A 25,386-nucleotide genomic window follows, 5' to 3' on the forward strand; every position below is an offset into this window, starting at 1 on the left:
ACGGTGATATTGTCGGTTACTTACTGTGCGCCACCCGATGCCTGTTCGACATTGCGGGTAATGTTGGACGACAGGTTCGCCTGGGTTTCGACATTGCCCGAAATCGTGTCCGAACGGGCGGCCAGATCATCAATCACACCGGCAATCTCGCGGATCGAACCGACAGACTGCTCAATCGCGGTCTGGATGTCCTGAACCTTTTCCTCGATGCTTTCGGTCGCCTTGCTGGTCTGGTTGGCAAGACCCTTGACCTCGTTTGCAACAACCGCAAAGCCCTTGCCGGCTTCACCCGCACGGGCCGCCTCGATGGTGGCGTTCAGCGCAAGCAAGTTGGTCTGGGCGGCGATATCGCGGATAAAGCTGACCACCTCGACAATCTCGCCAGCCGCAGTTTCAAGCTGACCGATGCGACCATCGGTTTCCTGGGCGAGGCCATTGGCGCGGTTGGCAATTTCAACCGATTCACGGGCCTGCTGGGAAACGTCACGGATTGATTCATTGAGTTCTTCGGATGCCACCGACAGTTCGCTGACATTGGCCGCCGTCTGACGGGCCGCTGCCGCGACATTGGTCGACCGCGAGCTGGTTTCATGGGCAATCGAATTGGCATCACCGGATGCCTCAGCCAAGGCAGAGGCGGCATTGGCAATATCATCAACAGCGGCAAAAGAACCGCTTTTGAATTCATCAAGGATATCGGCAAATCCCGAAAGCTTCTGTTCGATCGAGGCACTCGCCGCATTGATGCGCTTGGCCGAAGACAGATATTCCCCAACCAGCCCGGTCTCGACGATGCGCCGATAATAGCGGTTTTCCGAAACCGCCCCCATCGATGCCGCACTTTCGCGCAGGAACGCGTCATTACGGTCAATCAGACGGTTGATCGCAATGAACAGTTCGCGCATGTCCGGATGACTGTCGACATTGGTAATGCGGGCTTCGTAATCACCATCGGCTGCGGCCAGAACCACATCCAGTGCTTTTTTGATACCTGATTTTGAACCACCAAATAGCGACATTAGAACCTCGAACCTTCGATTTCGGGGGTGGGGAGCCACCCGGGGATACGACTAAAGACTTTGAACAAACCTGTCGTAGGACAAGCCAATGTCAGAAAGCTTCTTTTCCAAAGCTGCAAAGGCCGCATTCATGCCGTCCTTGCGATTGGGCACGCTGTCTTCGATCTCGCGAAGCTCCGCATACAGCGGAATGATCTTTTCGCTCAGAACCTTTGGATCCGGGACCCGGCGGTTGGAATGGTACCCAACCACATTGTGACTGGCGTCAAAGGTTGGCGTCACATGGGCATAGACCCAGTAATGATCACCGTTGCTCGCCATATTCACGACATAGGCAAAGATCTCATGACCGGAAGAAATCCGGTCCCACAAAAGTTTGAAAATGCAGCGCGGCATATCCGGATGGCGAATGAGCGCATGCGGCTTTCCGAGAACGTCACCTTCGGAATAATCAGAAAGGCGCAAAAACACCTCATTGGCATAGGTGATGTGCCCTTTGAGATCAGTCTTGCTGACGATCAATTCATCCGGTTTGAAATGGCGTTCCCTTCCCGAAGGCTGAATGCCTGAAGGCTTGTCGCTCACCTTTTAGACCCCGATACTTTTTTTAATTGAAACACTCGGACAACCTCAGGCTGCCACGAGTATTATTTAACTTATTATGATGTATAAATGATAGTGCTAACTGAATACACTAGGTTTTCATACGCTTCTTTCTCAATACGTAACACAATAATCTGGAATTATTATTGAATAAAGTATTATCCACACAGTTGTTATTCAACCCCTGCTTGTTATGGAAGACTAAATAGAGGCGTAATCACTTCGGCAACCGGCAGGTGCAAGACGCCAAACTTGCCGAGTCTGGAAAACATGGAATGAACCGCCGACAGGAAATCGTGTTGGGCATCGTCAAACATCCAGACGCGGTCTGATTGTCGCAAACAGGAATTCCGCACGTCTGTAATAATTTCATGTATCATCAACCGACACAGGAACCGTCAGGAACACAGCGGATGACGAAAGATCTTCGGAATTTTCCTTATCGCGTCGTCATACATGAAAAGCATTCCGCGCAAGGGGTGCTCGACTGGCTCGACGTCAATGTCCTGAGCAAGAACTGGACGATGGGCATTCGCAACATCGAAATCCCGCGTGGCGATTCCTCCGATCCCATCGTTGATATGGTGATCTATTTCAATCGCCGCGAAGACATGGAACGCTTCCGCGACAAGTGGGCGGGCAAGACCCGCGAACACAAGGTCAAGCTGCATGGCTGGCGCGCTGCCCTCTATGCGCTATTTCATCCACGCACCGAAATGGTCGCCTATGAAAAGGCTGCCGAACCCAAGGCCAAGAAGCCTGACCCCGCAAAGAAGCACGGCTAGATCACATATCAGGTGGTCGGCACTTTTCCGGTGCTGTCGATAACACCAAGCCAAGAAAAAAGCCCCGCACAATTTAATGCACGGGGCTTTGTCATTTCGCCGATCCGGGTGGATCGGAAACCTGACTTATTTCGGCAGTTCTGCGTCGATGCCCTGGATGTACCAGTCCATACCCAGCAGCATGCCATCATCAGCAACTTCGCCTTCTGCGATACGCAGTTCGCCAGTCTGATCATAGATCGGGCCGGTGAACGGGTGGAATTCACCCGAAGAGATTTTGGCAGCGGTTTCTTCTGCCAGTGCTTTCACGTCGTCAGGCATGTTGGTGTACGGTGCCATTTCGACCATNCCNGNNTNNATGCCACCCCAGGTGTCCTGNGANTCCCAGGTGCCATCNGCAACAGCCTTGGCACGGGCAACATAGTAGCTGTCCCAGTTATCAACGATCGCGGTCAGCTGTGCTTTCGGCGCGAACTTGATCATGTCGGACGCCTGACCGAAGCCAAGAACGCCACGGTTTTCAGCAACCTGAAGCGGTGCCGGGCTGTCGGTGTGCTGAACCATGATGTCTGCACCCTGGTCAATCAGCGCCTTGGCCGCATCGCCTTCCTTGCCCGGATCGTACCAGGTGTTGGCCCAAACGATTTTGACTTCAACGTCCGGGTTAACCGACCATGCGCCCATCATGAAGGAGTTGATGCCACGGACAACTTCCGGGATCGGGAAGGAACCGACATAACCAACAACGTTCGACTTGGTCATTTTACCGGCAATCACGCCAGCAACATAACGGCCTTCATAGAAACGTGCCGCATAGGTCGAAAGGTTGTCAGCGCGCTTGTAACCGGTTGCATGTTCGAATTTGACATCCGGGAACTGCTTGGCAACTTTTTCGGTCGGGTTCATGTAGCCGAACGAGGTGGTGAAGATCAGGTTGTGGCCGGTCTGGGCCATCTGACGGATCACGCGCTCTGCGTCGGCACCTTCCGGCACGCTTTCAACAAAGCTGGTCGAAGCAGCATCGCCGAGTTCGGCTTCAATTGCCTGACGACCGATGTCATGACGATAGGACCAACCGTGGTCACCAATCGGGCCGACATAGACAAAACCGACTTTAACGTCTTCGGCCTGGGCTGCACCCATGCCGGTTGCGAGGGCACCAACAGCCGCAACGGCGGCAAGTGTGCGCTTCACGAGGCTTGCATTCATAATTTCAGTCTCCCTGTTAGACACTCAATCAGGATTTATACGTAATTCCTGATCGCAATCAATGACGCGTTCCTGCACAAACCAAATCTCAGACAAACCGGCCAGGCTGTGCCCGGCTTGTGTGAGGTTTGGCAAGTACAGTCTTCCTCCCGGTCGGGCCGAAACATCATTTGACGTGTTCCGGTCCCGCACACAAAGCCACCCAATCCCTATTGGGCGGCCCTGAACGCCTGACCAATACAGGCCGGCGCATTCAGTCTGATTTTCGCACGGTCGCTTGAAATAATCACCAGCACGATCACGGTCGCCAGATACGGCAGCATCGACATGAACTGGCTGGGCACATGAATGCCCGCACCCTGCGCATGCAACTGCATCACCGAAATCAGGCCAAACATATAAGCCCCGGCGACCAGACGTCCCGGACGCCAGGTGGCAAACACCACAAGTGCCAGTGCGATCCAGCCACGACCTGCGGTCATGTTTTCCGCCCACATCGGCGTGTAGGAAAGCGACAGATAAGCGCCCCCAAGGCCCGCCATCGCCCCGCCAAACATGGTGGCAAGGTAACGGATCTTGATCACAGAATAGCCAATCGCATGTGCCGAATGATGGGAATCCCCAACCGCCTTAAGAACAAGACCGGCCCGCGATTTCGCCAGGAACCAACCAACCCCGATCACAGCCGCGATCGAAAGGTACACCAGGAAATCCTGCCCGAACAGGATCGGACCAAGGATCGGAATGGCGCTGATGCCCGGGATCGAAAGGGCTGGCAGCGGATCAATCGCAAAGCCGACAAAACCCGAACCGACGAGGGCCGAAAAACCAACCCCGAAAATGGTAAGTGCCAAGCCCGTCGCCACCTGATTGGCCATCAGGGTCAGGGTCAGAAAGGCAAAGATCAGCGACATCAGGGTACCGGCAACAATTGCGGCCAGAATACCCAGAATGGCCGACCCACTTGAGGCCGTAACCGCAAACCCGGCAATCGCACCGACCAGCATCATGCCTTCAACACCAAGGTTGAGCACACCGGATTTCTCGGTCACCAGCTCGCCCGTTGCGGCAAGCAAAAGCGGGGTGGATGCGGTAATCACCGTCAGGATAAAGGGAACAATCCATTCCATTATGCGGTTCTCCCTTTTGCGGCGATGGTGCCGAAACGAATGCGGTATTTGGTCAAAACATCACAGGCCAGAAGGAAGAACAGCAAGATCCCCTGGAACAACCCGGTCACGGCATTGGGCAGACCCAACGTAATTTGTGCCAGTTCCCCACCAAGATAGGTCAGCGCCATGATCAGACCGCCAAACAGAATGCCGACCGGATGCAAACGGCCCAAAAAAGCCACGATAATCGCGGTAAAGCCATAGCCGGGCGAGATGGATGGCTGAAGCTGCCCGATCGGACCGGACACTTCAAACAAACCAGCCAGACCGGCCAGCGCGCCCCCCAGAAGCAGGGTAAACCAGACCATGCGTTTCTGACGGAACCCGACATGGCGGGCGGCCTGCGGGGCCTTGCCAACAACGCGCAGCTGGAAGCCGATCACGGATTTTGACAGCAACAACCACCCGGCAATCACGACAAACACCGCAACGGCAGTCCCAAGATGCACACGCGATCCTTCAAAGATGATCGGAAGCAACCCGGCATCCGGGAAGGGACGCGATTCCGGGAAGTTGAACCCTTCGGGGTTGCGCCACGGGCCATGCACCAGGAAGCTCAGGAAAAGCGTCGCGACATAGGTCAGCATCAGGCTGGTCAGAATTTCGTTGGCGTTAAACTTTGTCCGCAACAACGCCGGGATCGCAGCCCAGAATGCACCACCCAGCGCGCCCAGCACAAACATGGCCGGCATCAAAAGGATGCTTTCGCTGTCATGGAAATAAAGCGCCAGTCCGCCACCGAAAATCGCCCCCATGGTCAGCTGGCCTTCGGCCCCGATGTTCCAGACATTGGCCCGGAACCCCATGGCAAGACCGACCGCAATGATGACAAGCGGGGTCGCCTTCACGAACAGCTCGGAAATGCCATAGCTGTTATTGATCGGCAGGATGAAGAACGTATAAAGCGCGTCAAACGGGTTCTTGCCCAGAAAGGCAAAGATGATCCCGCCGACGACAAGCGTCATAAGGATTGCCAGAACCGGCGACAGATAAACCATCGCCTGGGAATGCTGGCGACGGGGTTCAAGCCTGACCAAGGCGACCTCCCTCTACTTGCGTGTCGTGCGCCGGGTTTTCTTGGCCTTCAAGATCATGAAGCCCCCCCATCAACAGACCAATTTCTTCAATGCTGACATCTGCCATCGGACGCGGTTTGGACATTTTGCCCTCCGCCATCACAACGACTGAGTCACAAATGGCATAAATCTCGTCGAGATCCTGCGAAATCACCAGAACCGCCGTGCCCTTGGCTGCCAGATCAAGCAATGCCTGATGAATGGCGCTCGCAGCCCCGGCATCAACACCCCAGGTCGGCTGGGAAATCACCAGAACACCCGGGTCCTGCAAAATCTCGCGCCCGACGATAAATTTCTGAAGGTTCCCACCCGAAAGCGACCCGGCCTCTGCACCGGAACCGGTGGTGCGCACATCAAAGGTCTTGATGATGTTATCGGCAAATGACTTGGTTGGCACTTCACGGATAAGTCCACGTGCCGAAAGCGCCATGCGGCGAAACGCCGTCAAAAACCCGTTTTCCGACAGACTCATATCGGGCACCGCCCCATGGCCGTTGCGTTCTTCGGGCACAAAGGTTGCACCCAGACGGCGGCGGCGGCGCGGGCCAAAATGGGCGACCGCCTTGCCATCAATCTTGATGCTGTCGGGTGCGGCTTCCTGCTCGGTTTCCCCAGCAAGAGCGCGGAACAATTCGTTCTGACCATTGCCGGCAACCCCGGCAACGCCCATGATTTCCCCGCCGCGCACCTCAAGGTTAATGCCCTTAAGGTCGGTGCCAAACTGCTCATCGCTTTCAAGCGACAGGTTGGACACCGCAAGGCGCACATCGCCAAACTGGCGGGCTTCGCCACGGTCCGGCGCGGTCAGTTTCTGGCCGATCATCATTTCGGCCATCGATTTCGCGGTTTCTTCACGCGGGTCACAGCCACCGACAACCTTGCCACCACGCAGCACAGTCGCCTTCTGACACAGCGCCTTCACCTCATGCAGCTTGTGGCTGATATAAAGGATCGCGCAGCCTTCATCGGCCAGACGACGCAGCGTCTCAAACAGCTTTTCCACTTCCTGCGGGGTCAGGACCGAGGTCGGCTCATCAAGGATCAGAAGTTTCGGGTTCTGAAGCAGACACCGCACGATCTCGATGCGCTGACGCTCACCAACCGAAAGGGTGTAAACATGGCGATCCGGGTCGAGTGGCAGGCCATAGGTCTTTTCGACCTCCAAAACCTGCTTGCGCAGCGCATCCATATCGCGCACGTCATTCATCGCAAGTGCGATGTTTTCAAGCACCGTCATGGTTTCAAACAGCGAGAAATGCTGGAACACCAAGCCGATCCCCATTTCGCGCGCATCATGCGGGCTTGCGATCGTCACCGGCTTGCCTTCCCAGATCAGCTCGCCCTCATCGGCCTGCAGCACGCCATAGATGATTTTAACAAGCGTACTTTTGCCAGCACCGTTTTCCCCCAACAGCGCATGGATTTCACCAGGCTCGATACGGAAACTGATATCGTCATTGGCCAGACAGCCCGGAAAGGCTTTGGTCACGCCGCGCACTTCAAGCTGCGCTGGCCCTGCCCCCTTCACGGTATTTGCCCCGGCTTCACCGGTCGTTGACGTCACTGTTGCCACCCCCATTTAGCGATATGTCTTGCACCCAACACGCGGTTTTACCCCATAACGCACTGCAATCAAACGGTCTCAATAAGCGATCTTGTCGGTTTTGAGATCCCAGGCGGCAAACACTTCGCGCGCCTCGGGCAAATCGACATGAATAATCGGCAAGGACCGCTCTTCGATCGGCTTTGCCACCTCATCATAAAGGAACTGATCATCAAACCCGATGGCAGCGGCATCTTCGCGACCATTGGCGTAATAGATCTTGTCCAAGCGGGCCCAATAGATCGCAGACAGGCACATCGGGCAAGGTTCGCAACTGGTATAGATTTCACACCCCGACAGATTGAACGTGCCCAACTTCGCGCAGGCGGCACGAATGGCGCTGACCTCGGCATGGGCAGTCGGGTCGTTCTGGGATGTGACATTGTTCCATCCTTCGGCAATCACTTCGCCATTGCGAACAATGATTGCCCCGAACGGTCCACCGCATCCCTCATCCATCTTTTGCCGCGACAAATCCACGGCATGGCGCATATGGCCCTTGGCATCACACACAGCCAAACTCTCCTCTACGAAACCTCCGGCCCGGTTTCCCGAACCGCCTGATCAGGCCGTCATTGCGCGGCCCTTTATCATTAATGCCACCTTCAATGAAGGTGTTTCACTCAACCCACCCCGTCTGATGCGGATTTGGGCGTTTGTGTATGTGCCATCTGTGCTTCACGCACGGACAGCACCTGTGCGGCAACCGATGCCGCGATCACCACCGGCTGTTTGCCGGTAATGCCTTGAATTCCAATCGGAGTGGTCAGACGACCGATTTCAACCGCACTCAACCCCCGATCAGAAAGACGTCGGATGAAGCGTGCACGCTTGGTTTGGCTTCCGATCATGCCAACAAAACCAAGATCATCCCGCACCAAAGCCGCCCGGCAGATCTCGAAATCAAGCGCATGGTTATGCGTCAGGATCAAAACATGAGCCCCGGCCGGAATATCGGCGACCTCGGCTTCAGGCTTATCACTTTGACATACCTGAACATTTTCGCCCTCAACACCGGCCAAAAACTCGTCGCGCGAATCGATCAGGCGAATATCAAACGGAAGCGGCGCCAAGGCCTGCACAACTGCCTTGCCAACATGCCCGGCACCAAAAATCCACATCGGAGTGCGTGCATCATCAAGGCGCAAACAAAGCGTTTCCACCCCGTTCAGCGATACAATCCCGCCGCGTGCGGCCCCGAAACTACCCGCAAGCATCTTGGCATGCGCACCACTCACCCGCGCGATCTCGCTGCAATCGGTCGGCATGGTGACCCAGTGGCCATCGGAACGGACCGGCGCAGTTTCAATTTCTTGCAACACCGTGCGCAGCGTTTCTTTCGCAACCCCGCGCAACAGATGAAAACCAACCTCGACCGAGCCACCGCAACATTGCCCAAGCCCCGGGCCGAGCGGAAAACGCACGATCTCGGCAAGCGGCAGGGTATCGACCCCGGCGTCCAGTCCTTCTCGGACGCGCCGCGTCACCTGATGCTCAAGATTTCCACCGCCAATCGTGCCGGAAATGGCATCGGGCGTAATCAGCATGAAGGCACCCACTTCGCGCGGCGTCGACCCGCGAATGGCCGCCACACTGACCAGCATCACCGGACCCGGTTGGGACAGAAGCCTGATATGATCACTGCGCGACAGGGCCATGATCTATTCCCCCGCCATCGATTGCGTGGTGTGAACCCTCTCGATCATGCGCTTGGCACAATCGGCAACCGCATGCAAAACCGCCTCGGGCGTTGCCGGGGTATCCAGGGCCGGGACGATCTTGTGGTTCGTCACCGATGCCACCGCATCGGCAATCGCACGATGCACCGAAATCGCCAGCATCAAGGGCGGTTCACCAACCGCCTTTGAACGATGGATGGTTTTTTCAACATTTCGTCCGGACGACCAAAGTTCCAATCGGAAATCTTCCGGCCGATCAGAACATGCCGGGATTTTATAGGTCGACGGCGCATGGGTGCGCAGGCTGCCCTTGTCATCCCACCACAGTTCTTCGGAGGTTAGCCAACCCATGCCCTGAATGAAGCCGCCTTCAATCTGGCCAAGGTCAATCGCCGGGTTCAATGACCGCCCGACATCATGAATGATATCAACCCGCGTCACCTTGTATTCGCCGGTCAGGGTATCAATCAAAACTTCGGAACAGGCCATGCCATAGGCAAAGTAATAAAACGGCCGGCCGGACGCGCTTTCGCGGTCATAATGGATTTTCGGCGTCGCGTAATAGCCGGTCGCCGACAGCGACACACGCGCGAGATAAGCCTGCTTGATCAGATCGGCAAAGGCCAGCTCTTCCTTGTCGCCGACAATGACCTTGCCCGGCACAAAGCGCACGGCACTCTCGGCAACACCGTATTTCTCGGCCGCAAAGGCAATCAGGCGGTTCTTGATCGTCATCGCCGCATCGCGCGCGGCCATGCCGTTCATATCCGCCCCGCTTGAGGCCGCGGTTGCCGATGTGTTGGGCACCTTGCCCGTGTTGGTCGGCGTGATCTTGATCTGATCAAGATCGATCTGGAATTCCTCGGCAACGACCTGGGCGACCTTGATAAACAGGCCCTGCCCCATTTCCGTCCCACCATGGTTCAGATGCACCGAGCCATCCTGATACACATGGATCAGCGCACCCGCCTGATTAAGGAACGTCGTGGTAAAGGAAATCCCGAACTTCACCGGCGTCAGCGACATGCCCTTCTTCAGAACCGGGCTTTCAGCATTAAACGCGGTGATCTCTTCGCGGCGCTTGCGATAGTCGCTGGCGTTCAGGATATCGTCGGTCAGCTCCGAAAGGACATTATCCTCGACCACCATGTGGTACGGCGTCGTATCGCGCCCCTTGCCGCCGTAATAGTTGGCAATGCGCACATCCATCGGATCGCGCCCAACGGTCATTGCGATTTCATCAATGATACGCTCAATCGCAACCATCCCCTGCGGCCCGCCAAATCCACGAAACGCCGTGTTGGACACAAGATTGGTTTTGCAACGATAGGACCGGATTTCGACATCGCCAAGGTAATAGGCATTGTCAGTATGGAACATTGCACGGTCGGCAATCGCGGCTGACAAATCGGCCGAAAAACCGCAATTGGCGGCATACTGGATATCCAGCCCGCAAATCCGCCCGTCATCATCAAAACCGACATCGTAATCGACAATGAAATCATGACGCTTGCCGGTCATCACCATGTCGTCATCACGATCCAGTCGGAACTTGGCCGGACGACCGGTTTTGGTCGCAACAATGGCCGCAAGGGCCGCCCATTGCATCGCCTGCGTTTCCTTGCCGCCAAAGCCACCGCCCATGCGGCGCACTTCAACCGTGACCGCATTGGCCGGACGGCCCAGCACATTGGCAATATTGTGCTGCACTTCCGATGGATGCTGGGTGGAGCAATGCAGCAACACCTCACCATCCTCGCCCGGAATGGCAAAGCTGATATGGCCTTCAAGATAGAAATGATCCTGCCCGCCAATTTCCATCCGCCCCGAATGGCGATGCTTGGCACGCGCAAGCGCCGATTTGGCATCGCCCTGCTTCATGACATGTGGCGGTGCGACGAAAAGTTGCTTTTCCAGTGCCTCGACCACATCAAGGACAGCTGGCAGTTCTTCATATTCGATCTCGGCCAGTTGGGCGGCCGCACGGGCTTGCGCGCGGGTTTCTGCCGCGACACAAAAGACCGGCTGGCCATAAAACTGCACGATGCCATCGGGCAGGACCGGCTCATCATGGGTGTGGGCCGGCGAAACATCATTCACGCCGGGAATATCATCAGCGGTCAAAACGCAAACCACACCCGGGGCCGAACGAACCTTCGACAGGTCCAGCTTGGTAATCTTGCCATGCGCAATGTTCGAGGCACCCGGTGCAAGATGAAGGGTTCCAAACGGCTCATTGATGTCATCAATATAGACCGCCTCACCCGCCACATGCTTCGGGCCGCTATCATGTTTGGAGCTTGATCTGACACCCCCGCTTAATCCGGCGGTCGGTGCAATGACCTCGTCCTTATCGGCTTTCATGGCTTGATCAGACATGCGCGGCCTCCTTGCCAACAAGGCGGGTGGCAATATCGGGCGCGCTGGTTTCGATAAACAGCTTGGTCAAAAGGTTTTGCGCCACCAGCATGCGATATTCCTTCGATGCGCGCATATCGCTCATCGGGGAAAACTCGCTTGCCAGTGCCAGTTGCGCGGCATTGAGGTTCACCTCATCCCAATCCTTGCCGATCAGGGCCGCTTCGCATTTTTTCGCCCGCATCGGGGTGCCGGCCATACCACCAAAGGCCGCGCGGAACTCGGAAACCTTGCCGTCCTCATCAACCTTGATGGCAAAGGCACCCAAAACGGCGGTGATATCCTGATCAAAACGTTTGGAGATTTTATAGGCCTTGAACACCAATCCAGTTTTTGGTTTGGGCACGACGACACTTTCGACAAACTCGCCCGGATGGCGGTCCTGCTTGCCATAGGTGATAAAGAAGTCTTCCAGCGGCACTTCACGCCGGACATTCCCCATGCGCAGCACAATTTTTGCTCCCAGCGCAATCAGGGCCGGTGGCGTATCGCCAATCGGCGATCCGTTGGCAATATTCCCGCCCACGGTGCCAGCATTGCGGATTTGCCGCGATCCGATCCGGCGCACCAATTCACCAACATCACTTGCCACCCGACCCAGCGCATCATGCGCCCGGCTATAGGTCACACCAGCGCCAATCACCAAGGCATCGTCGGTCTCGGTGACCGATTTCAGATCGGCAACATCACCAATGTAAATGATCGGATCGAGACGCTTGAGCATCTTGGTCACCCAAAGCCCGACATCCGTACCCCCGGCCAGAACCGTGGCATCCGGGTGCGCCACCAAAAGGGCGGCCAATTCATCCGACGTGCGCGGTGCAAAATACCGCCCGGCGGGATGTTCGAGTGCCAGCGTGCCCTCACCCTCAACCATCGCAGTCAGCTTGGCAGCAATATCAGCCCGGCGTTTTTGTTCGCCACTGTCATTGGCGGCAACGCCACCTGCCTTGCGGACGGCCTCGATAATCGGGCCATAGCCGGTGCAGCGGCACAGGTTCCCCGCCAGGGCATCATTGATCGCCCCCCGGTCATCCTCACCACCATCCAGCCACAGCTGATACAGGCTCATGACAAAGCCCGGCGTACAAAAACCGCATTGCGACCCGTGGGTATCAACCATCGCCTGCTGCACCGGATGCAGGCTGCCATCCTTGGATTTAAGGTGTTCGACGGTCAGAAGCTGCTTGCCATCAAGGGTCGGCACAAACTGGATGCAGGCATTGACCGTGCGATACGCCATTCCGCCTTTGCCATCGGGTTCGCCCAGCACCACCGTGCAGGCCCCGCAATCACCCTCCGCGCAGCCTTCCTTCGTTCCCGCCTTGCGCTCGGACAGGCGCAGATATTCAAGAACCGTCATCTGCGGATCAACACCCCGCAGGCTGCGTTCCTCGTCGCCAAGCAGAAAACGGATATCAGAACGGAAGGATCCGGTCGCACTTGCCATGTCTGACCTCAGCTGCCGCGATAAGTGGAATAGCCGAACGGCGACAGCAACAGCGGCACATGATAATGCGCCTGCCCATCGGAAATGCCGAAACGGATCACGACCTGATCCAGGAATTTCGGCTCGGGAAGCTCCGCGCCACTGGCATCGAAATAATCGCCGGCATAAAAAACAAGCTGATACTGACCCGGTTTGAAAGAGGCACCTTCCAGCATCGGCCCATCGGTGCGGCCATCTGCATTGGTCACGGCTTCGGCAACCATGTCGTCATGGCCATTGCCAAAGCGATGCAGCTCAATGCGGATTCCGGCAGCCGGGCAGCCTTTTGCCGTATCCAGTACATGGGTGGTCAGTCGTCCCATGCCGGGCCTCCTCTCTGAATGTACGATCTCTATTCTTTTCGGTGGTCTCTCGCTTCTCCCCGTGGTCGGCATTCTGTTTGTGTTTTTGTGCCGAACCATTTTTTAAGCGATTTAAAAAGGGTCGCATTAGGACCCACCCTCGGGAAAGAGGGGATAAAGTGAAACTATATCAACAAATCTTTGAAAAACGAAAACAACAGTTTCAGGCACTATGAACGCAAACACAGGCGAAACGCCTTGATAGACCGCGAATAACGCGGCACTAATCTGATCCCGTCCAGGAACATTATCAAAACAGCCTTGATAGTGCGGCACGTCTTTGGCCCGCCACGCACAGGTTTCTTTCTTGCTGCGCTGCGGCCGATGGTTAATGCTACACCAAACGGGCCCGACAACAAAGCCGGGCGTACGGGTTCAGTCCCACAGAATTCAGGAGAAGGTTCGCATGAACGACCAGACATATGCGCGTGATTTGATTGGTTACGGTGAAAACCCGCCCAAGGCCAACTGGCCGAACAAGGCGCGCGTCGCTGTTCAGTTCGTGTTGAACTACGAAGAAGGCGGCGAAAACTGCATCCTCCATGGCGATCGCGCGTCCGAGGCCTTCCTGTCGGAAATGATCGGTGCCGACATGCGCGAAGGTGTCCGCCATATGAGCATGGAGTCGATCTATGAATATGGCTCGCGCGTTGGTGTCTGGCGGATCCTGAACCTGTTCCGCGAACGTCAGATCCCGATCACCATCTTTGCCGTCGCCATGGCGCTGGCCCGCCACCCGCGCGTCGGCGAAGTCGCGATGAAGGACGGTCACGAGATTTGCTCGCACGGTTATCGCTGGATTGATTACCAATACATGGCCGAGGATCAGGAACGCGAACATCTTCACAAGGCGATCGAGATCATCAAGGACGTCACAGGCGTTCGCCCGCTTGGATGGTATACCGGACGCACCAGCCCCAACACCCGCCGTCTGGTGGCAGAGGAAGGCGGTTTCTTGTATGACGCCGATGATTACAGTGACGAACTACCGTTCTGGAGCACCCAGACGGAAACCCCGCACCTGATCGTGCCCTACACCCTTGATGCCAATGACATGCGCTTTGCCGCCATGCAGGGCTTCAATTCCGGTGAACAGTATTTCCAGTATCTCAAGGACAGCTTCGACACCCTTTATGAAGAAGGGACCGAAACCCCGCGCATGATGTCGATCGGCCTGCATTGCCGTCTCGTCGGGCGTCCGGGCCGGTTCGCAGCCCTCAAGCGCTTTGTCGATTATGTCCAAAGCCACGATAATGTCTGGTTTGCGCGGCGCATTGATATTGCGCGCCACTGGCGCGAACATCACCCGTTTGGTGGCTAAGACAGCAGCTCAGCCTGGTCAAGAAACACAAGGTCGATATGACAGAAACCAATCAGTCCCTGTTTGAAACCCGCCCGCCAAGCACGCTCGCCGAAAGCGCGTTTGTCTCGCTCTATGGCTGGGTTTACGAACATTCGCCGTGGGTTGCCCATCAGCTTTATGCGCGCGGCATTACCGATGATCTCGACACCCCTGCGTCCCTTGCCGATGCCATGGCGGCCATCGTCAACGGTGCGGTTGATGAAGATAAACTCTCGCTTCTGCGCGCCCATCCGGATCTTGCGGGCAAGCTTGCGCTGGCTGATTTGACCGAGTCATCTCAAAACGAGCAAAAGGGTGCCGGCCTTGATCAATGCACGCCTTATGAACTTGCCCGCTTTACCGAACTCAATGACCTCTATAAACAGAAGTTCGGTTTTCCGTTCATCTTTGCGGTCAAGGGCTTCCATCGCACCGATATTCTCGATGCGTTTGAGCGCCGCGTGAAAAACGATACCGAAACCGAATTCAACGAGGCGATCGCACAGGTTCACCGCATTGCCAAATTGCGGCTCGAAGCGCTGTAGGATCAACCACAGCACCCGGTCCGGTGAACAATGACGAACGCCAAATAATAAACGACTATTTCAGGATAATACGACCATGAGCCATCAGGAAAACACCGACGCACCGGAATTTGCACGGCGCTTTGTCAATCTGGCCGACGAACGTCTGGGCGCAGAGGCAATCTTTGCGACCGACGATTTCTTCGCCGACAAGCAGCGCATGCTGCAAACCGCTGACGCGGTGTTTTACCCGGATCGCTATGACGATCACGGCAAATGGATGGATGGCTGGGAAAGCCGCCGCAAACGTGTCGAAGGCCATGATTACTGTGTTGTCCGCCTCGCGACCTCGGGCCGGATTTACGGTGTTGATATCGATACCAGCCACTTCACCGGCAACTTCCCGCCGGCGGCATCGCTTGAAGGCTGCTATTGCCCGGATGGTGATCCGGCAGATGATGCCAAGTGGGACGAAATCGTTACCCCCATGGGCCTTGGCGCCAGCGCGCATCATTATGCCGATGTGACCTCAGATGCGATCTATACCCACGTCCGTCTGCACATTTACCCGGATGGCGGCGTGGCGCGTCTGCGCGTTTATGGTCGCCCGAACCGCGACTGGACTGAAATGGCCGCCAAGGGCGAACAGGTCGATCTGGCCGCGATGATCAATGGCGGTGTGGTTCTGGACTGGTCCGATGCCCATTACGGCAACCCTAACGCCATTCTGGCCCCCGGCCGCGGGGTCAATATGGGGGATGGCTGGGAAACCCGTCGTCGTCGTGAACCTGGCAATGAATGGCTGATTGTCGAGCTCGGCAATCCCGGCGAAATCGAAAAGATCATCGTCGATACCTGCCACTTCAAGGGCAACTATCCCGACCGCGTGTCCATTCAGGGCGCATTTGTTGATGGTGAAAAGGACAAGTCGCTGCGCGCACGTTCGATGTTCTGGTCGACCATCCTGCCTGAAAGCAAAATGCAGGCGGACCACATCCACGAATTTGATGCATCCGCCCTTAACGTCAATGGTCCGGTCACCCATCTTCGGGTCAACTCGATCCCCGATGGCGGCATTAGCCGTTTGCGCATTCTTGGCAAACCGACGAAGTAACGGGGCCAAGTGATGCAGCTTCCCATCGAATATCTGACGCCAGAGGCCTTCGAACCTTTTGGCGAGGTCATCTCGACCGCGACCGCGCGCGATAGCTACAAGATCAATCAGGGCACCACTACCCGGTTCCATGATATCTCGCGCGTCGATGTCGGCGACGAGGGCGGTGCCCCGATCATCAGCATCTTTCGCGGCACCCCCCGGCCCAAGCCGATCGAAATCAGGATGATGGAACGCCACCCGCTGGGATCACAGGCCTTCATCCCGCTCTCGGGCCAGAAGTTCCTGATTGTGGTGGCCACGGGCAGCGAAACACCCAAGCCCGAAGACCTGCGCGCGTTTCTAAGTGATGGCACGCAGGGCGTGACCTACGCCAAAAACGTCTGGCACCACCCGTTGCTCGTCCTTGAAGAAGACAGCGACTTCCTGATCGTTGATCGCACAGGCCCGGGCAATAACCTCAATGAGGTCGACCTGCCTTTGGTCGATGGCGAAGTCATCACCCTTGATTGGGCCTGATCTGATCTAGCCCGAAATCAGTCCAAGCTCTTGCAGGTAACCGTGCAGCTCTGCGCTGTTACCTGCAACATATCCCGCACCGGCATCGCTCAGGATGTCGGAATCCGGCTCACTGCGATGCCCCCCGCCCAGAAAACCGACCGATTGCATGCCCGCTGCCTTCGCCGCAATCACGCCTGACGGACTATCCTCAATCACCAGACACTGCTCTGGCAACCAGCCGCATGTTTCTGCAGCCAACAGGAAAACATCCGGTGCCGGTTTGCCACGTTTGACCTGCTCGGCGGAAAACACCCGATCTTCGAAAAAGCCCGCAAGATCGGTCAGCCGCAAACATTGATCCAATCTTGCCAGATCACTGCCCGACGCCAACGCAACCGGGTTTGGAATATTGCGCAAAAGATCAGGAATACCGGCAATCGCCCGCAATTCGGCTTCAAAGGTCCGGGCCAGCTCGGCCTCACAGCGTTCCTGATAGGAAACGGCTTCAATCTCCGCCCCAAACTGAGCATTGAGTGCTGCGATCATTTCGCCGTATGTCACACCACCAAAATCGCGCGCCAGTTCACGTGCCGTGATCGTGACGCCGTAGTCGGGCAGCAGCTTCTCATCGACAGCAAACGACAAAATCTCGCTATCGATCAGAACCCCGTCACAATCAAAGATGATGTGTTCGATCATGAATGCTTATTGCGCCGGGGCCGCCGCCCCGCCATTGAGATCAAGTGCAAGCAAACGTTTCTGAATGGTCTGCGAAAGCACCGGGCCGGCACCGGCCTGAAGGGCGCGCTGATAGGCGGCACGCGCCATTTCTGTCTTGCCCATCGCCAGCGCATTATCGGCGAAATGCGCAATATGCTCAGCCGTTGGCATCGCCTTATTGGCACGAATGAATACTTCCTCGGCTTCCTGATAACGACCCTGGCGATAGAGGATCAAGCCATAGGTATCGAGTGAGCCGGGATCATCCGGGGCAACTTGCAGGGCCTGCTTTGACAGGCGCTCGGCTTCCTGCAAATTCTCACCGCGTACCGCATAATGATAGGCCAGCCAGTTGGCCGCCCCCATATTGCCCTGACCGGCGGCCTGATAGGCCTCAGCCGTCATGGTATCGCGATAGGATGAAATCACGCTCTCAATCGATGGCTGATCCAGCCCATCCACCCAGGTCAGCCCTACCCTTACTGCCTTGCAGCCTTGTGCATTTGCCTGCTGGCACATCGCCACTGCTTCCTCGACCGCGCCGATCACCGTGGCATTGGGTCCTGCGGCATATTCCTTGCCCGCCGCATCACGCGCCAGCGCCTTGAAATCAATCATCGCCCGATAACGATCATCGACCTTTTCCTGGGTGGGCGCTGCAAACATATCCTGCGCTTCCCATTTCGGGCCGGTTTCCCCGCAGGCGGCAAGAGCCAACAACAGACCCAAACCAGCAAACGGGGCCAAAGCGCGAACAGATGGAATAAAGCGTTGGGGCAAGATGAACGTTCCCTGCTTGATGAAAACCCGAACAGCACTGTAGCGGTTTTACGTAAGACAGATATTAACAAAGCACGACAAAATCGCAGCCCGAACTTGACATAAATACTACTGAGTAGCACCATTCAGGATATGAAGGAGGCTGCCCATGACCGTGAAGTCGTCTATTTCTCTGACAGATAGCCAAAATGCCTTTGCCCGCGAGCTGGTTGCGCAGGGCAAATACCCCAGTGTCAGTGCCGTGCTTCAACAAGGTCTCGAACTATTGCGCAATAAATCCGAAACCGAGTCCCTTGAGACCGAGGCACTGCGCCAGATCATTACAGCGCGACGCAAAGGCGAGTTTGTCTCAAGCACAGAAATGAAAGACCGGATTTCAGCGATAGCAGCCAAAAGGCGTGCGTCGCATGACCTATGAGGTCATCTATTCGGCGGATGCCGAACGTGACTTTGAACTGATTTTCGACTTCCTGTTTAAGAGCTATGTCGAATTTGGTGAAGCTTCCGACAGTGCGGCTTCACATGCGCAACAACGGCTTATTGATATCCACGACGACATCGAAAAACTCGGAAATGCGCCTTATTGCGGCACATTGCATGACACCATCGCGGCGGGACTTCGCCACGTAACGCTTGGCCGTGCCATTGTCTGGTTTGACATCAACGAGGACGACAGGACAGTCCGTATCCTCGCCATATTTTTTGGCAGCCAGGATCATGTGCGGCACATGCTGGCACGGCTTCTTCAGTAGTCATCGACGACCAAACCTGCACGAAAAAGCCGCCGGGATCATTGATCCTCGGCGGCTTTAACAAGCAGGCGTTAAACGCCAATATCAGAGTAACAAGCCTGCGGCTTAGGCGCGGCGTTCTGCGATCATCTTTTTGATTTCGGTGATCGCAAGGGCCGGGTTCAGGCCTTTCGGGCAGGTGTTGGTGCAGTTCATGATCGTGTGGCAACGATACAGGCGGAACGGATCTTCGAGTGCATCGAGACGTTCACCGGTATATTCGTCACGCGAGTCAGCCAGCCAACGGTATGCCTGCAGCAGAACTGCCGGGCCGAGGTAACGGTCCGAGTTCCACCAGTAGGACGGGCACGCGGTCGAGCAGGAGAAGCACAGGATGCATTCCCACAGACCGTCAAGCTTGGCGCGCTCTTCACGCGACTGCAGACGTTCGCCGTCCGGCGGAGTCGGGCTGTCAGCCTTCAGCCACGGCTCGATCGAGGCAAGCTGTGCGTAAGGCTGGGACAGATCCGGCACCAGATCCTTGACGACTGGCATATGCGGCAGCGGATAGATTTTGACTTCGCCCTTGATGTCATCGATCGGCTTCAGACACGCAAGCGTGTTACGGCCATCGATGTTCATCGCGCACGAACCGCAAATGCCTTCACGGCAGGAACGGCGGAAGGTCAGGGTCGCGTCGATCTCGTTCTTGATCTTGATCAGCGCGTCGAGAACCATCGGCCCGCACTTATCCAGGTCGATGTCATAGGTGTCAGTACGCGGGTTATCGCCACTGTCCGGATCAAAACGGTAAATCTTGAACGAACGGACATTCTTCGCGTCAGCCGGCGCAGAGAACGTTTTGCCCTCTTTGACGACCGAATTGGCGGGAAGATTGAATTCTACCATCTCTCAAATCCTCTCTTGCCGCGCCTTAATAGACGCGCTCTTTCGGCTCGATATACGACACTTCATCGGTGAGCGTGAAGGTATTGACCGGACGATAGGTCAGATCAACGCCATAGCCCTTCTCGGTGTCAACCGTCGCAATCGTGTGCTTCATCCAGGTTTCGTCATCACGCTTCGGGAAATCTTCGTGGGCATGTGCACCACGCGATTCATGACGCGCTTCTGCCGAATTCATGGTTGCTGCGGCACAGGTCATGAGGTTCTCAAGCTCGAGAGTCTCGACCAGGTCCGAGTTCCAGATGAGGGAGCGATCCGAAACACCGACGTCGGGAAGCGTCTTGGCGGTTTCAGAAAGTTTGTCCTTGCCCTCTTTGAGGATTTCCGAGGTCCGGAACACGCCGCAGTTGCCCTGCATGACGCGCTGCATTTCCAGACGGATATCCGCGGTCGGACGGGAACCCTTGGCCCAGCGCAGACGGTCAAAGCGTGCAATCGCTTCGTCGCCATCGGTGGTTTTGAGTTCCTTGAAGGAAGCCTTGGAATCGACCACTTCGGCCGCATGCAGACCGCATGCACGACCAAACACAACAAGGTCGAGCAGCGAGTTCGTGCCCAGACGGTTTGCACCATGGACCGAAACGCAGGCTGCTTCACCAGCCGCCATCAGGCCCGGAACGATTGCGTTCGGGTCTTTGGCCGTCGGACGCAGAACCTCGCCCTTATAGTTGGTCGGGATACCGCCCATGTTGTAATGGACCGTCGGCAGGACCGGAATCGGTTCCTTGGTCGCATCAACACCGGCAAAGATTTTTGCGGTTTCGGTAATACCCGGCAGACGTTCCCACAGCACTTCCGAACCAAGATGTTCAAGATGCAGGTGGATGTATTCGCCGTGCTCGCCAACACCACGACCATCACGGATTTCCTGTGCCATACCACGCGACACAACGTCACGCGATGCAAGGTCCTTAACGGTCGGCGCATAACGTTCCATGAAACGCTCGCCTTCGGAGTTGGTCAGATAACCACCTTCACCACGGGCACCCTCGGTGATCAGGCAGCCTGAACCGTAAATGCCGGTCGGGTGGAACTGAACGAATTCCATGTCCTGCAGGCCAAGACCTGCACGGGCCACCATGCCATGACCGTCACCGGTACAGGTATGCGCCGAGGTGCAGCTGAAGAACGCACGGCCATAACCACCAGATGCCAGAATGACCATCTTGGCGTTGAAGCGGTGCAACTCACCGGAATCAAGATCCCAGGCCACCAGACCTTTGCACGAACCGTCTTCGTCCATGATCAGATCAAGGGCGATATATTCGACAAAGAATTCTGCTTTGTGCTTCAGGCACTGCTGATAGAGGGTATGCAGCATGGCGTGACCGGTACGGTCAGCNGCNGCACANGCACGTTCAACCGGCGCCTTGCCGTGNTCACGGGTGTGGCCACCGAACGGACGCTGATAGATTTTGCCATCTTCGGTACGCGAGAACGGCATNCCGTAATGTTCAAGTTCATGAACCGCCGGAACGGCGTTACGGCACATATATTCGATNGCGTCCTGGTCACCNAGCCAGTCCGAACCCTTGACGGTGTCATACATATGCCACTGCCAGTGATCCTCGGACATGTTGCCAAGCGACGCACCGATACCGCCCTGGGCAGCAACGGTGTGCGAACGGGTCGGGAAGACCTTGGTAATACATGCGGTTTTCAGGCCGGCTTCAACCGTACCCAGTGTCGCGCGCAAACCCGCGCCACCCGCACCCATAACAACGACGTCGTAGTTATGGTCGATAATTTTATAAGATTCACTCATTGGCTCAGGCTCCGGCAAAAACGATACGCAGGACTGAAATGATCGCAGCGACAGACAGGAAGGCTGCCACAGCCTTGATCAGCATCAGCGAGATCATTTCTGCTTTACGGTTGTGCACATAGTCTTCGATCACGACCTGCAGGCCATGCGTGAAGTGCACGGCAACGCTGACGATCAACAGGATCATCATGGTCGAATGGAAGTACGAGCCCAGCCAGGCTTGGACGGCATCGTAATCTGCCGTATGCCCGGCAAGAATCGAAACAATGAACCAGATGCCGAGCGGAAGGTTTGCAGCAGCCGTCACGCGCTGGGTCCACCAGTGCGAAGAGCCACTTTTGGCAGAACCGAGACCGCGGACACGGCCCAGATCGGATTGCATCTTCATGACAAGTTGTCCCCTCTTGCCCGGCCTTAGGCCAGACCGATGATCCAGGTGAGAATGGTCAGCACAACTGCCGCGCCAAGGACGATCGGGTTGCCTTTGGCAGCACCCTCATTCGTCAGGCCGCGACCGGTATCCCAGACAAGGTGACGGATACCGTTGCAAGCGTGGTAATAAAACGCCGCTGTCCAACCGAACAGCAGCAGCAGACCAAACCACGAGGTGAAAAATCCGTGATAGCCTTCAAAAGCATCACGACCGGCGCCGGCACCAATCAGCCAGGACGCCAAAAATACGAAACCAATGGCAAGGCCGACACCCATCGCACGGAATGTGATGGACATCTTTGCCGTCATCGGAAGCCGGTACACCTGCAAGTGCGGAGACAGCGGCCGATTGGCTTTGCTCATAGCGGAAATGCCTCTTCTCAAAGTAGCTGGCGGGAAAGCAGGGTTTATTTACCCATGCAGCGGGTTTGAGTCAATCTGAACCCCTTTTTAAACCAAAGATTTCAGCGACAAAAACGTCTCAACTGCCTCCGTTAAACTACGTAGGTTGACCTCTCAGACACCGTAAACACCCTGCGGGATGGGTGCTGCGAAAGACACGGGTCATTCACTTACGGCGTAACGTGCTTTTAGCAATCGCACAATTAGACCTTCTTACGCAAGGAAACTGCCAGCGGATCGGGTCTTATTTATTGCAAACACATATGAATGCGCCCCCACCCGATCAAGATCGGGGCCGAGCGCGCGGTGAAATTACCTTGGCGCAGCCAAACGAAAAGTTAAGCCGCCCCGTGATTTATCGCGGTTCAGCGCGGGATCAGCACCGTGTAGTCGAAATCAAGCAGCACATCAGACTGATATTTGCCATCCGCGTCCTTCAGCGGGAAGTCACTGGCCTGACGATCGCGCACCGCAACAAGGCGCAGGCGAAGTGCCCCCAGATCACGTCGACCGGGCACTTCAAACTTGCCCAGGACTTCCGACCACGCAAAAATCGTATCCCCGGCAAAGGCCGGATTGGCATGCGTCCCGGCATTGATCGCGGCAATCCTGAATGCGTTGCCAAGCCCGTTAAACGACAGCGCCCGGCACAGCGAAATAATGTGCCCGCCATAAATCAGGCGCTTGCCAAACCGCCCGCCATTGGCCGCGACCTGATCGAAATGGACCTTGGCCGTGTTTTGATAAAGCCGGGTTGCGATCTGATGTTCGGCTTCTTCAAGGGTCATGCCGTCGACATGATCAATCTTCTCGCCGACATAATAGTCATCCCAGCAATGGGGTGATCCCGCAAGCTGGGTTGAATAGCCTGAAACATCCAGCCCGACCGGGATCTGAAAGGCCTCGGGCGCGACCACACCGGGCAATTCCGGCAAAACGGTTTCCGGGGCCGGTGCGCTTTCATCGCGCTTGCGCACCATGACCCAGCGATTGTAATCCAGCACCATCTCGCCGCGCTGATTGCGCCCGACGGAATTGACATACACCACGCCAGTCTTGCCGTTGGAATTTTCCTTGATCCCGGTCACGGTGGAAACCGAACTGACCGTATCGCCGGGATAGACCGGCACACCAAACACACCCCCGGCATAGCCCAGATTGGCCACCGCATTTAGCGACACATCGGGCACCGTCTTGCCAAACACCATGTGAAAGGCCAGCAAATCATCTACCGGGGCGGCCTTATAGCCGATGCTTTGGGCAAATTCGTCAGACGACTGCACGGCAAAGCGCGGGCCATACAGCCCGGTATAAAGCGCAACGTCACCACTGGTGATCGTGCGTGGTGTGGCGTGGCGGATTTCCTGTCCGATCTGGAAATCCTCAAAATAATTGCCCGGATTGGTCTTTGACATGCGACTGCCTCCCCTGAAAGGCCGGTTTTTCTGTGAAATGCCGATGCGCGCCGCTTTGGCTGTCGTTGACGCAGCCATTTTTACCCGGCGCGAACCGTTTTGTCTGGTGACGACGAAGGCGCTTAGGCCCCGTCCATCTCTGCAATCAAATCTGCCATCGCGACCAGTTTCTTGGCCGACACCACATGCAGATTTTCAATCAGTTTGCCATCGACCACGACAACACCCTTGCCGGCGGCACTGGCTTCTTCGTGCGCAGCTATGATCTTGCGCGCCCATTCAATTTCGCCCTCTGCCGGGGCAAAGGCTTCGTTGGCCACCGCAATGGTTTTGGGATGAATAAGCGTCTTGCCGTCAAAGCCGAACTCGCGCCCCTGTTTGCAGGACGCCTCAAAACCGGCATCGTCAGACAGATCAAGATGCACACCATCAAGAATCGCAAGCCCATAAGCACGTGCCGCCAACAGGCAAAGACCAAGGCTGGTCACCATCGGCAAACGGTCCGGGGTATGCGCACAGTTCAGATCCTTGGCAAGATCGGACGTCCCCATGACAAACCCGCCCAAACGCGGATGCGCTCCGGCAATTTCCCTGGCATTGAGCATCGCAAGCGGGGTTTCCATCATGCACCAGATGGTCATGTCCGCATGTGCGCCTTCGGCCTCCATGATATTGGCGACCTGTCGCACCGTATCGGCACTTTCGACCTTGGGCAGCAGGATGGCATCGGCTGACGTCTTGGATGCCGCGACGATGTCGGCATAGCCCCACGGCGTGTTCAGGCCGTTGGTTCTGATCTGGATTTCGCGTTTGCCATAGCCGCCCTCGGCCAGCGCACTGACAATCTGATCGCGCGCGCTATCCTTGGCGTCGGGGGCCAGCGCATCCTCAAGATCCAGAATAAGCCCGTCGGCCGGAAGGCTTCTGCCCTTCTCAAGGGCGCGGGCGTTCGATCCCGGCATATACAAAACAGAGCGGCGCGGACGTGGGGCAGCAGCCATCAGGAATCTCCCGTTTGATAATATTCGTACAATATTTGATATTTATTTTTACGAAAATTACCCAAACTCGCTTTTCACTGCAAGCCACTTTTTGCGGTGCGGCATAGCAAGCCAACCGCCAGCAGGGGAATCATCCACCAATCAGAAGAATATGGCGCCACTGCTGGAAGGCAACTCTATTCCGGCGTTCCAAACAATCCAGTCATCAACATGCTGGTGACTGATGGGACCTCATTCAGCGCGCGGCCATTGGCGAGAAACACCACCACCGTGTCCTG

At 56.3% G+C, this 25,386-nt stretch carries 26 protein-coding genes; 7 read left to right on the forward strand and 19 right to left on the reverse strand.

The window, feature by feature from the left end; genetic code table 11:
• Positions 1 to 20: 20 nt before the first annotated feature.
• The gene (locus tag CMO10_RS00115; RefSeq protein WP_297018208.1) at positions 21 to 1,019 is read right to left on the reverse strand and encodes a methyl-accepting chemotaxis protein; all 999 of its coding nucleotides are present in this window, start codon (positions 1,017 to 1,019) and stop codon (positions 21 to 23) included.
• 51 nt (positions 1,020 to 1,070) lie between these two features.
• Positions 1,071 to 1,604, reverse strand: coding sequence for a PAS domain-containing protein (locus CMO10_RS00120; protein ID WP_297018210.1), 534 nt, complete (start codon positions 1,602 to 1,604; stop codon positions 1,071 to 1,073).
• Between the two features lie 431 nt (positions 1,605 to 2,035).
• Here CMO10_RS00120 and CMO10_RS00125 point away from each other — a divergent pair, with 431 nt between their 5' ends.
• Positions 2,036 to 2,407, forward strand: a complete 372-nt coding sequence (locus CMO10_RS00125; protein ID WP_297018212.1) for a hypothetical protein — start codon at positions 2,036 to 2,038, stop codon at positions 2,405 to 2,407.
• A 126-nt stretch (positions 2,408 to 2,533) separates the two neighbouring features.
• Here CMO10_RS00125 and CMO10_RS00130 read toward each other — a convergent pair whose 3' ends face one another.
• The 9 genes from CMO10_RS00130 to uraH all read right to left on the reverse strand — a co-directional run bounded on the left by CMO10_RS00130 (position 2,534) and on the right by uraH (position 13,376).
• On the reverse strand, positions 2,534 to 3,601 hold the full coding sequence (locus CMO10_RS00130; RefSeq protein WP_472910345.1) for a BMP family ABC transporter substrate-binding protein: 1,068 nt from the start codon (positions 3,599 to 3,601) through the stop codon (positions 2,534 to 2,536).
• 224 nt (positions 3,602 to 3,825) lie between these two features.
• On the reverse strand, positions 3,826 to 4,746 hold the full coding sequence (locus tag CMO10_RS00135; RefSeq protein WP_297018214.1) for an ABC transporter permease: 921 nt from the start codon (positions 4,744 to 4,746) through the stop codon (positions 3,826 to 3,828).
• The gene (locus CMO10_RS00140) at positions 4,746 to 5,825 is read right to left on the reverse strand and encodes an ABC transporter permease (protein ID WP_297018215.1); all 1,080 of its coding nucleotides are present in this window, start codon (positions 5,823 to 5,825) and stop codon (positions 4,746 to 4,748) included. Before CMO10_RS00140 ends, CMO10_RS00135 begins: the two co-directional genes overlap by 1 nt.
• Positions 5,812 to 7,443, reverse strand: a complete 1,632-nt coding sequence (locus tag CMO10_RS00145) for an ABC transporter ATP-binding protein (RefSeq protein WP_297018216.1) — start codon at positions 7,441 to 7,443, stop codon at positions 5,812 to 5,814. The genes CMO10_RS00140 and CMO10_RS00145 overlap by 14 nt, the downstream gene beginning before the upstream one ends.
• 63 nt (positions 7,444 to 7,506) lie before the next feature.
• On the reverse strand, positions 7,507 to 7,980 hold the full coding sequence (locus CMO10_RS00150; RefSeq protein WP_200892690.1) for a nucleoside deaminase: 474 nt from the start codon (positions 7,978 to 7,980) through the stop codon (positions 7,507 to 7,509).
• Positions 7,981 to 8,090: 110 nt separating this feature from the next.
• Positions 8,091 to 9,125, reverse strand: coding sequence for a xanthine dehydrogenase accessory protein XdhC (xdhC, locus tag CMO10_RS00155; protein ID WP_297018223.1), 1,035 nt, complete (start codon positions 9,123 to 9,125; stop codon positions 8,091 to 8,093).
• Between the two features lie 3 nt (positions 9,126 to 9,128).
• Complete coding sequence (gene xdhB, locus CMO10_RS00160; RefSeq protein ID WP_297018226.1) at positions 9,129 to 11,525, reverse strand: xanthine dehydrogenase molybdopterin binding subunit; 2,397 nt, start codon at positions 11,523 to 11,525, stop codon at positions 9,129 to 9,131.
• Complete coding sequence (gene xdhA / locus CMO10_RS00165; protein WP_297018229.1) at positions 11,518 to 13,014, reverse strand: xanthine dehydrogenase small subunit; 1,497 nt, start codon at positions 13,012 to 13,014, stop codon at positions 11,518 to 11,520. Before xdhA ends, xdhB begins: the two co-directional genes overlap by 8 nt.
• 8 nt (positions 13,015 to 13,022) lie before the next feature.
• Positions 13,023 to 13,376: a hydroxyisourate hydrolase gene (uraH, locus tag CMO10_RS00170; protein WP_297018231.1), complete on the reverse strand. Its 354-nt coding sequence runs from the start codon at positions 13,374 to 13,376 to the stop codon at positions 13,023 to 13,025.
• Positions 13,377 to 13,821: 445 nt separating this feature from the next.
• Here uraH and puuE point away from each other — a divergent pair, with 445 nt between their 5' ends.
• The 4 genes from puuE to CMO10_RS00190 all read left to right on the forward strand — a co-directional run bounded on the left by puuE (position 13,822) and on the right by CMO10_RS00190 (position 16,914).
• Positions 13,822 to 14,736: an allantoinase PuuE gene (gene puuE / locus CMO10_RS00175; protein WP_297018234.1), complete on the forward strand. Its 915-nt coding sequence runs from the start codon at positions 13,822 to 13,824 to the stop codon at positions 14,734 to 14,736.
• A gap of 38 nt (positions 14,737 to 14,774) precedes the next feature.
• Positions 14,775 to 15,302: a 2-oxo-4-hydroxy-4-carboxy-5-ureidoimidazoline decarboxylase gene (uraD, locus tag CMO10_RS00180; protein ID WP_297018237.1), complete on the forward strand. Its 528-nt coding sequence runs from the start codon at positions 14,775 to 14,777 to the stop codon at positions 15,300 to 15,302.
• Between the two features lie 76 nt (positions 15,303 to 15,378).
• Positions 15,379 to 16,395, forward strand: a complete 1,017-nt coding sequence (gene alc, locus CMO10_RS00185; RefSeq protein WP_297018241.1) for an allantoicase — start codon at positions 15,379 to 15,381, stop codon at positions 16,393 to 16,395.
• A 12-nt stretch (positions 16,396 to 16,407) separates the two neighbouring features.
• Entirely contained in the window at positions 16,408 to 16,914 is a 507-nt protein-coding gene (locus CMO10_RS00190; RefSeq protein ID WP_297018244.1) for an ureidoglycolate lyase, read from the forward strand.
• A 6-nt stretch (positions 16,915 to 16,920) separates the two neighbouring features.
• Here the strand turns inward: CMO10_RS00190 and CMO10_RS00195 are convergent, their stop codons facing one another.
• Positions 16,921 to 17,595: an HAD family hydrolase gene (locus tag CMO10_RS00195; RefSeq protein WP_297018247.1), complete on the reverse strand. Its 675-nt coding sequence runs from the start codon at positions 17,593 to 17,595 to the stop codon at positions 16,921 to 16,923.
• Between the two features lie 6 nt (positions 17,596 to 17,601).
• Positions 17,602 to 18,282, reverse strand: a complete 681-nt coding sequence (locus tag CMO10_RS00200; RefSeq protein WP_297018250.1) for a tetratricopeptide repeat protein — start codon at positions 18,280 to 18,282, stop codon at positions 17,602 to 17,604.
• 262 nt (positions 18,283 to 18,544) lie between these two features.
• On the opposite strand from CMO10_RS00200, the gene CMO10_RS00205 reads away from it, so the two are divergent.
• On the forward strand, positions 18,545 to 18,814 hold the full coding sequence (locus CMO10_RS00205; RefSeq protein WP_297018252.1) for a ribbon-helix-helix domain-containing protein: 270 nt from the start codon (positions 18,545 to 18,547) through the stop codon (positions 18,812 to 18,814).
• Entirely contained in the window at positions 18,804 to 19,148 is a 345-nt protein-coding gene (locus CMO10_RS00210; RefSeq protein ID WP_297018254.1) for a type II toxin-antitoxin system RelE/ParE family toxin, read from the forward strand. The genes CMO10_RS00205 and CMO10_RS00210 overlap by 11 nt, the downstream gene beginning before the upstream one ends.
• A 105-nt stretch (positions 19,149 to 19,253) precedes the next feature.
• Here the strand turns inward: CMO10_RS00210 and CMO10_RS00215 are convergent, their stop codons facing one another.
• The 6 genes from CMO10_RS00215 to CMO10_RS00240 all read right to left on the reverse strand — a co-directional run bounded on the left by CMO10_RS00215 (position 19,254) and on the right by CMO10_RS00240 (position 25,108).
• Positions 19,254 to 20,036, reverse strand: coding sequence for a succinate dehydrogenase iron-sulfur subunit (locus tag CMO10_RS00215; RefSeq protein ID WP_297018256.1), 783 nt, complete (start codon positions 20,034 to 20,036; stop codon positions 19,254 to 19,256).
• Between the two features lie 25 nt (positions 20,037 to 20,061).
• Entirely contained in the window at positions 20,062 to 21,858 is a 1,797-nt protein-coding gene (gene sdhA, locus CMO10_RS00220; RefSeq protein ID WP_297018258.1) for a succinate dehydrogenase flavoprotein subunit, read from the reverse strand.
• Positions 21,859 to 21,862: 4 nt separating this feature from the next.
• Complete coding sequence (sdhD, locus tag CMO10_RS00225) at positions 21,863 to 22,246, reverse strand: succinate dehydrogenase, hydrophobic membrane anchor protein (protein WP_062956811.1); 384 nt, start codon at positions 22,244 to 22,246, stop codon at positions 21,863 to 21,865.
• Between the two features lie 26 nt (positions 22,247 to 22,272).
• Entirely contained in the window at positions 22,273 to 22,653 is a 381-nt protein-coding gene (sdhC, locus tag CMO10_RS00230) for a succinate dehydrogenase, cytochrome b556 subunit (RefSeq protein WP_062956812.1), read from the reverse strand.
• Between the two features lie 404 nt (positions 22,654 to 23,057).
• Positions 23,058 to 24,107 carry a MaoC family dehydratase gene (locus CMO10_RS00235; RefSeq protein ID WP_062956813.1) on the reverse strand — a complete coding sequence of 350 codons (1,050 nt, stop codon included), beginning with the start codon at positions 24,105 to 24,107 and terminating at the stop codon, positions 23,058 to 23,060.
• Between the two features lie 122 nt (positions 24,108 to 24,229).
• Positions 24,230 to 25,108: an HpcH/HpaI aldolase/citrate lyase family protein gene (locus tag CMO10_RS00240; protein ID WP_297018261.1), complete on the reverse strand. Its 879-nt coding sequence runs from the start codon at positions 25,106 to 25,108 to the stop codon at positions 24,230 to 24,232.
• Positions 25,109 to 25,386: the final 278 nt, after the last annotated feature.

The sequence above is a fragment of the Thalassospira sp. genome, assembly GCF_002709775.1.
Taxonomy (GTDB): Bacteria; Pseudomonadota; Alphaproteobacteria; order Rhodospirillales; family Thalassospiraceae; genus Thalassospira.

What these genes read in the sequence shown, in the direction of transcription:
- CMO10_RS00115 (WP_297018208.1), bottom strand. Translation starts at nt 1,019, where the DNA reads ATGTCGCTATTTGGTGGTTCAAAATCAGGTATCAAAAAAGCACTGGAT.
- CMO10_RS00125 (WP_297018212.1), top strand. Translation starts at nt 2,036, where the DNA reads ATGACGAAAGATCTTCGGAATTTTCCTTATCGCGTCGTCATACATGAA.
- CMO10_RS00135 (WP_297018214.1), bottom strand. Translation starts at nt 4,746, where the DNA reads ATGGAATGGATTGTTCCCTTTATCCTGACGGTGATTACCGCATCCACC.
- CMO10_RS00145 (WP_297018216.1), bottom strand. Translation starts at nt 7,443, where the DNA reads ATGGGGGTGGCAACAGTGACGTCAACGACCGGTGAAGCCGGGGCAAAT.
- xdhC (WP_297018223.1), bottom strand. Translation starts at nt 9,125, where the DNA reads ATGGCCCTGTCGCGCAGTGATCATATCAGGCTTCTGTCCCAACCGGGT.
- xdhB (WP_297018226.1), bottom strand. Translation starts at nt 11,525, where the DNA reads ATGTCTGATCAAGCCATGAAAGCCGATAAGGACGAGGTCATTGCACCG.
- xdhA (WP_297018229.1), bottom strand. Translation starts at nt 13,014, where the DNA reads ATGGCAAGTGCGACCGGATCCTTCCGTTCTGATATCCGTTTTCTGCTT.
- uraH (WP_297018231.1), bottom strand. Translation starts at nt 13,376, where the DNA reads ATGGGACGACTGACCACCCATGTACTGGATACGGCAAAAGGCTGCCCG.
- puuE (WP_297018234.1), top strand. Translation starts at nt 13,822, where the DNA reads ATGAACGACCAGACATATGCGCGTGATTTGATTGGTTACGGTGAAAAC.
- uraD (WP_297018237.1), top strand. Translation starts at nt 14,775, where the DNA reads ATGACAGAAACCAATCAGTCCCTGTTTGAAACCCGCCCGCCAAGCACG.
- alc (WP_297018241.1), top strand. Translation starts at nt 15,379, where the DNA reads ATGAGCCATCAGGAAAACACCGACGCACCGGAATTTGCACGGCGCTTT.
- CMO10_RS00190 (WP_297018244.1), top strand. Translation starts at nt 16,408, where the DNA reads ATGCAGCTTCCCATCGAATATCTGACGCCAGAGGCCTTCGAACCTTTT.
- CMO10_RS00195 (WP_297018247.1), bottom strand. Translation starts at nt 17,595, where the DNA reads ATGATCGAACACATCATCTTTGATTGTGACGGGGTTCTGATCGATAGC.
- CMO10_RS00200 (WP_297018250.1), bottom strand. Translation starts at nt 18,282, where the DNA reads ATGTTTGCAGCGCCCACCCAGGAAAAGGTCGATGATCGTTATCGGGCG.
- CMO10_RS00205 (WP_297018252.1), top strand. Translation starts at nt 18,545, where the DNA reads ATGACCGTGAAGTCGTCTATTTCTCTGACAGATAGCCAAAATGCCTTT.
- CMO10_RS00210 (WP_297018254.1), top strand. Translation starts at nt 18,804, where the DNA reads ATGACCTATGAGGTCATCTATTCGGCGGATGCCGAACGTGACTTTGAA.
- CMO10_RS00215 (WP_297018256.1), bottom strand. Translation starts at nt 20,036, where the DNA reads ATGGTAGAATTCAATCTTCCCGCCAATTCGGTCGTCAAAGAGGGCAAA.
- sdhD (WP_062956811.1), bottom strand. Translation starts at nt 22,246, where the DNA reads ATGAAGATGCAATCCGATCTGGGCCGTGTCCGCGGTCTCGGTTCTGCC.
- sdhC (WP_062956812.1), bottom strand. Translation starts at nt 22,653, where the DNA reads ATGAGCAAAGCCAATCGGCCGCTGTCTCCGCACTTGCAGGTGTACCGG.
- CMO10_RS00235 (WP_062956813.1), bottom strand. Translation starts at nt 24,107, where the DNA reads ATGTCAAAGACCAATCCGGGCAATTATTTTGAGGATTTCCAGATCGGA.
- CMO10_RS00240 (WP_297018261.1), bottom strand. Translation starts at nt 25,108, where the DNA reads ATGGCTGCTGCCCCACGTCCGCGCCGCTCTGTTTTGTATATGCCGGGA.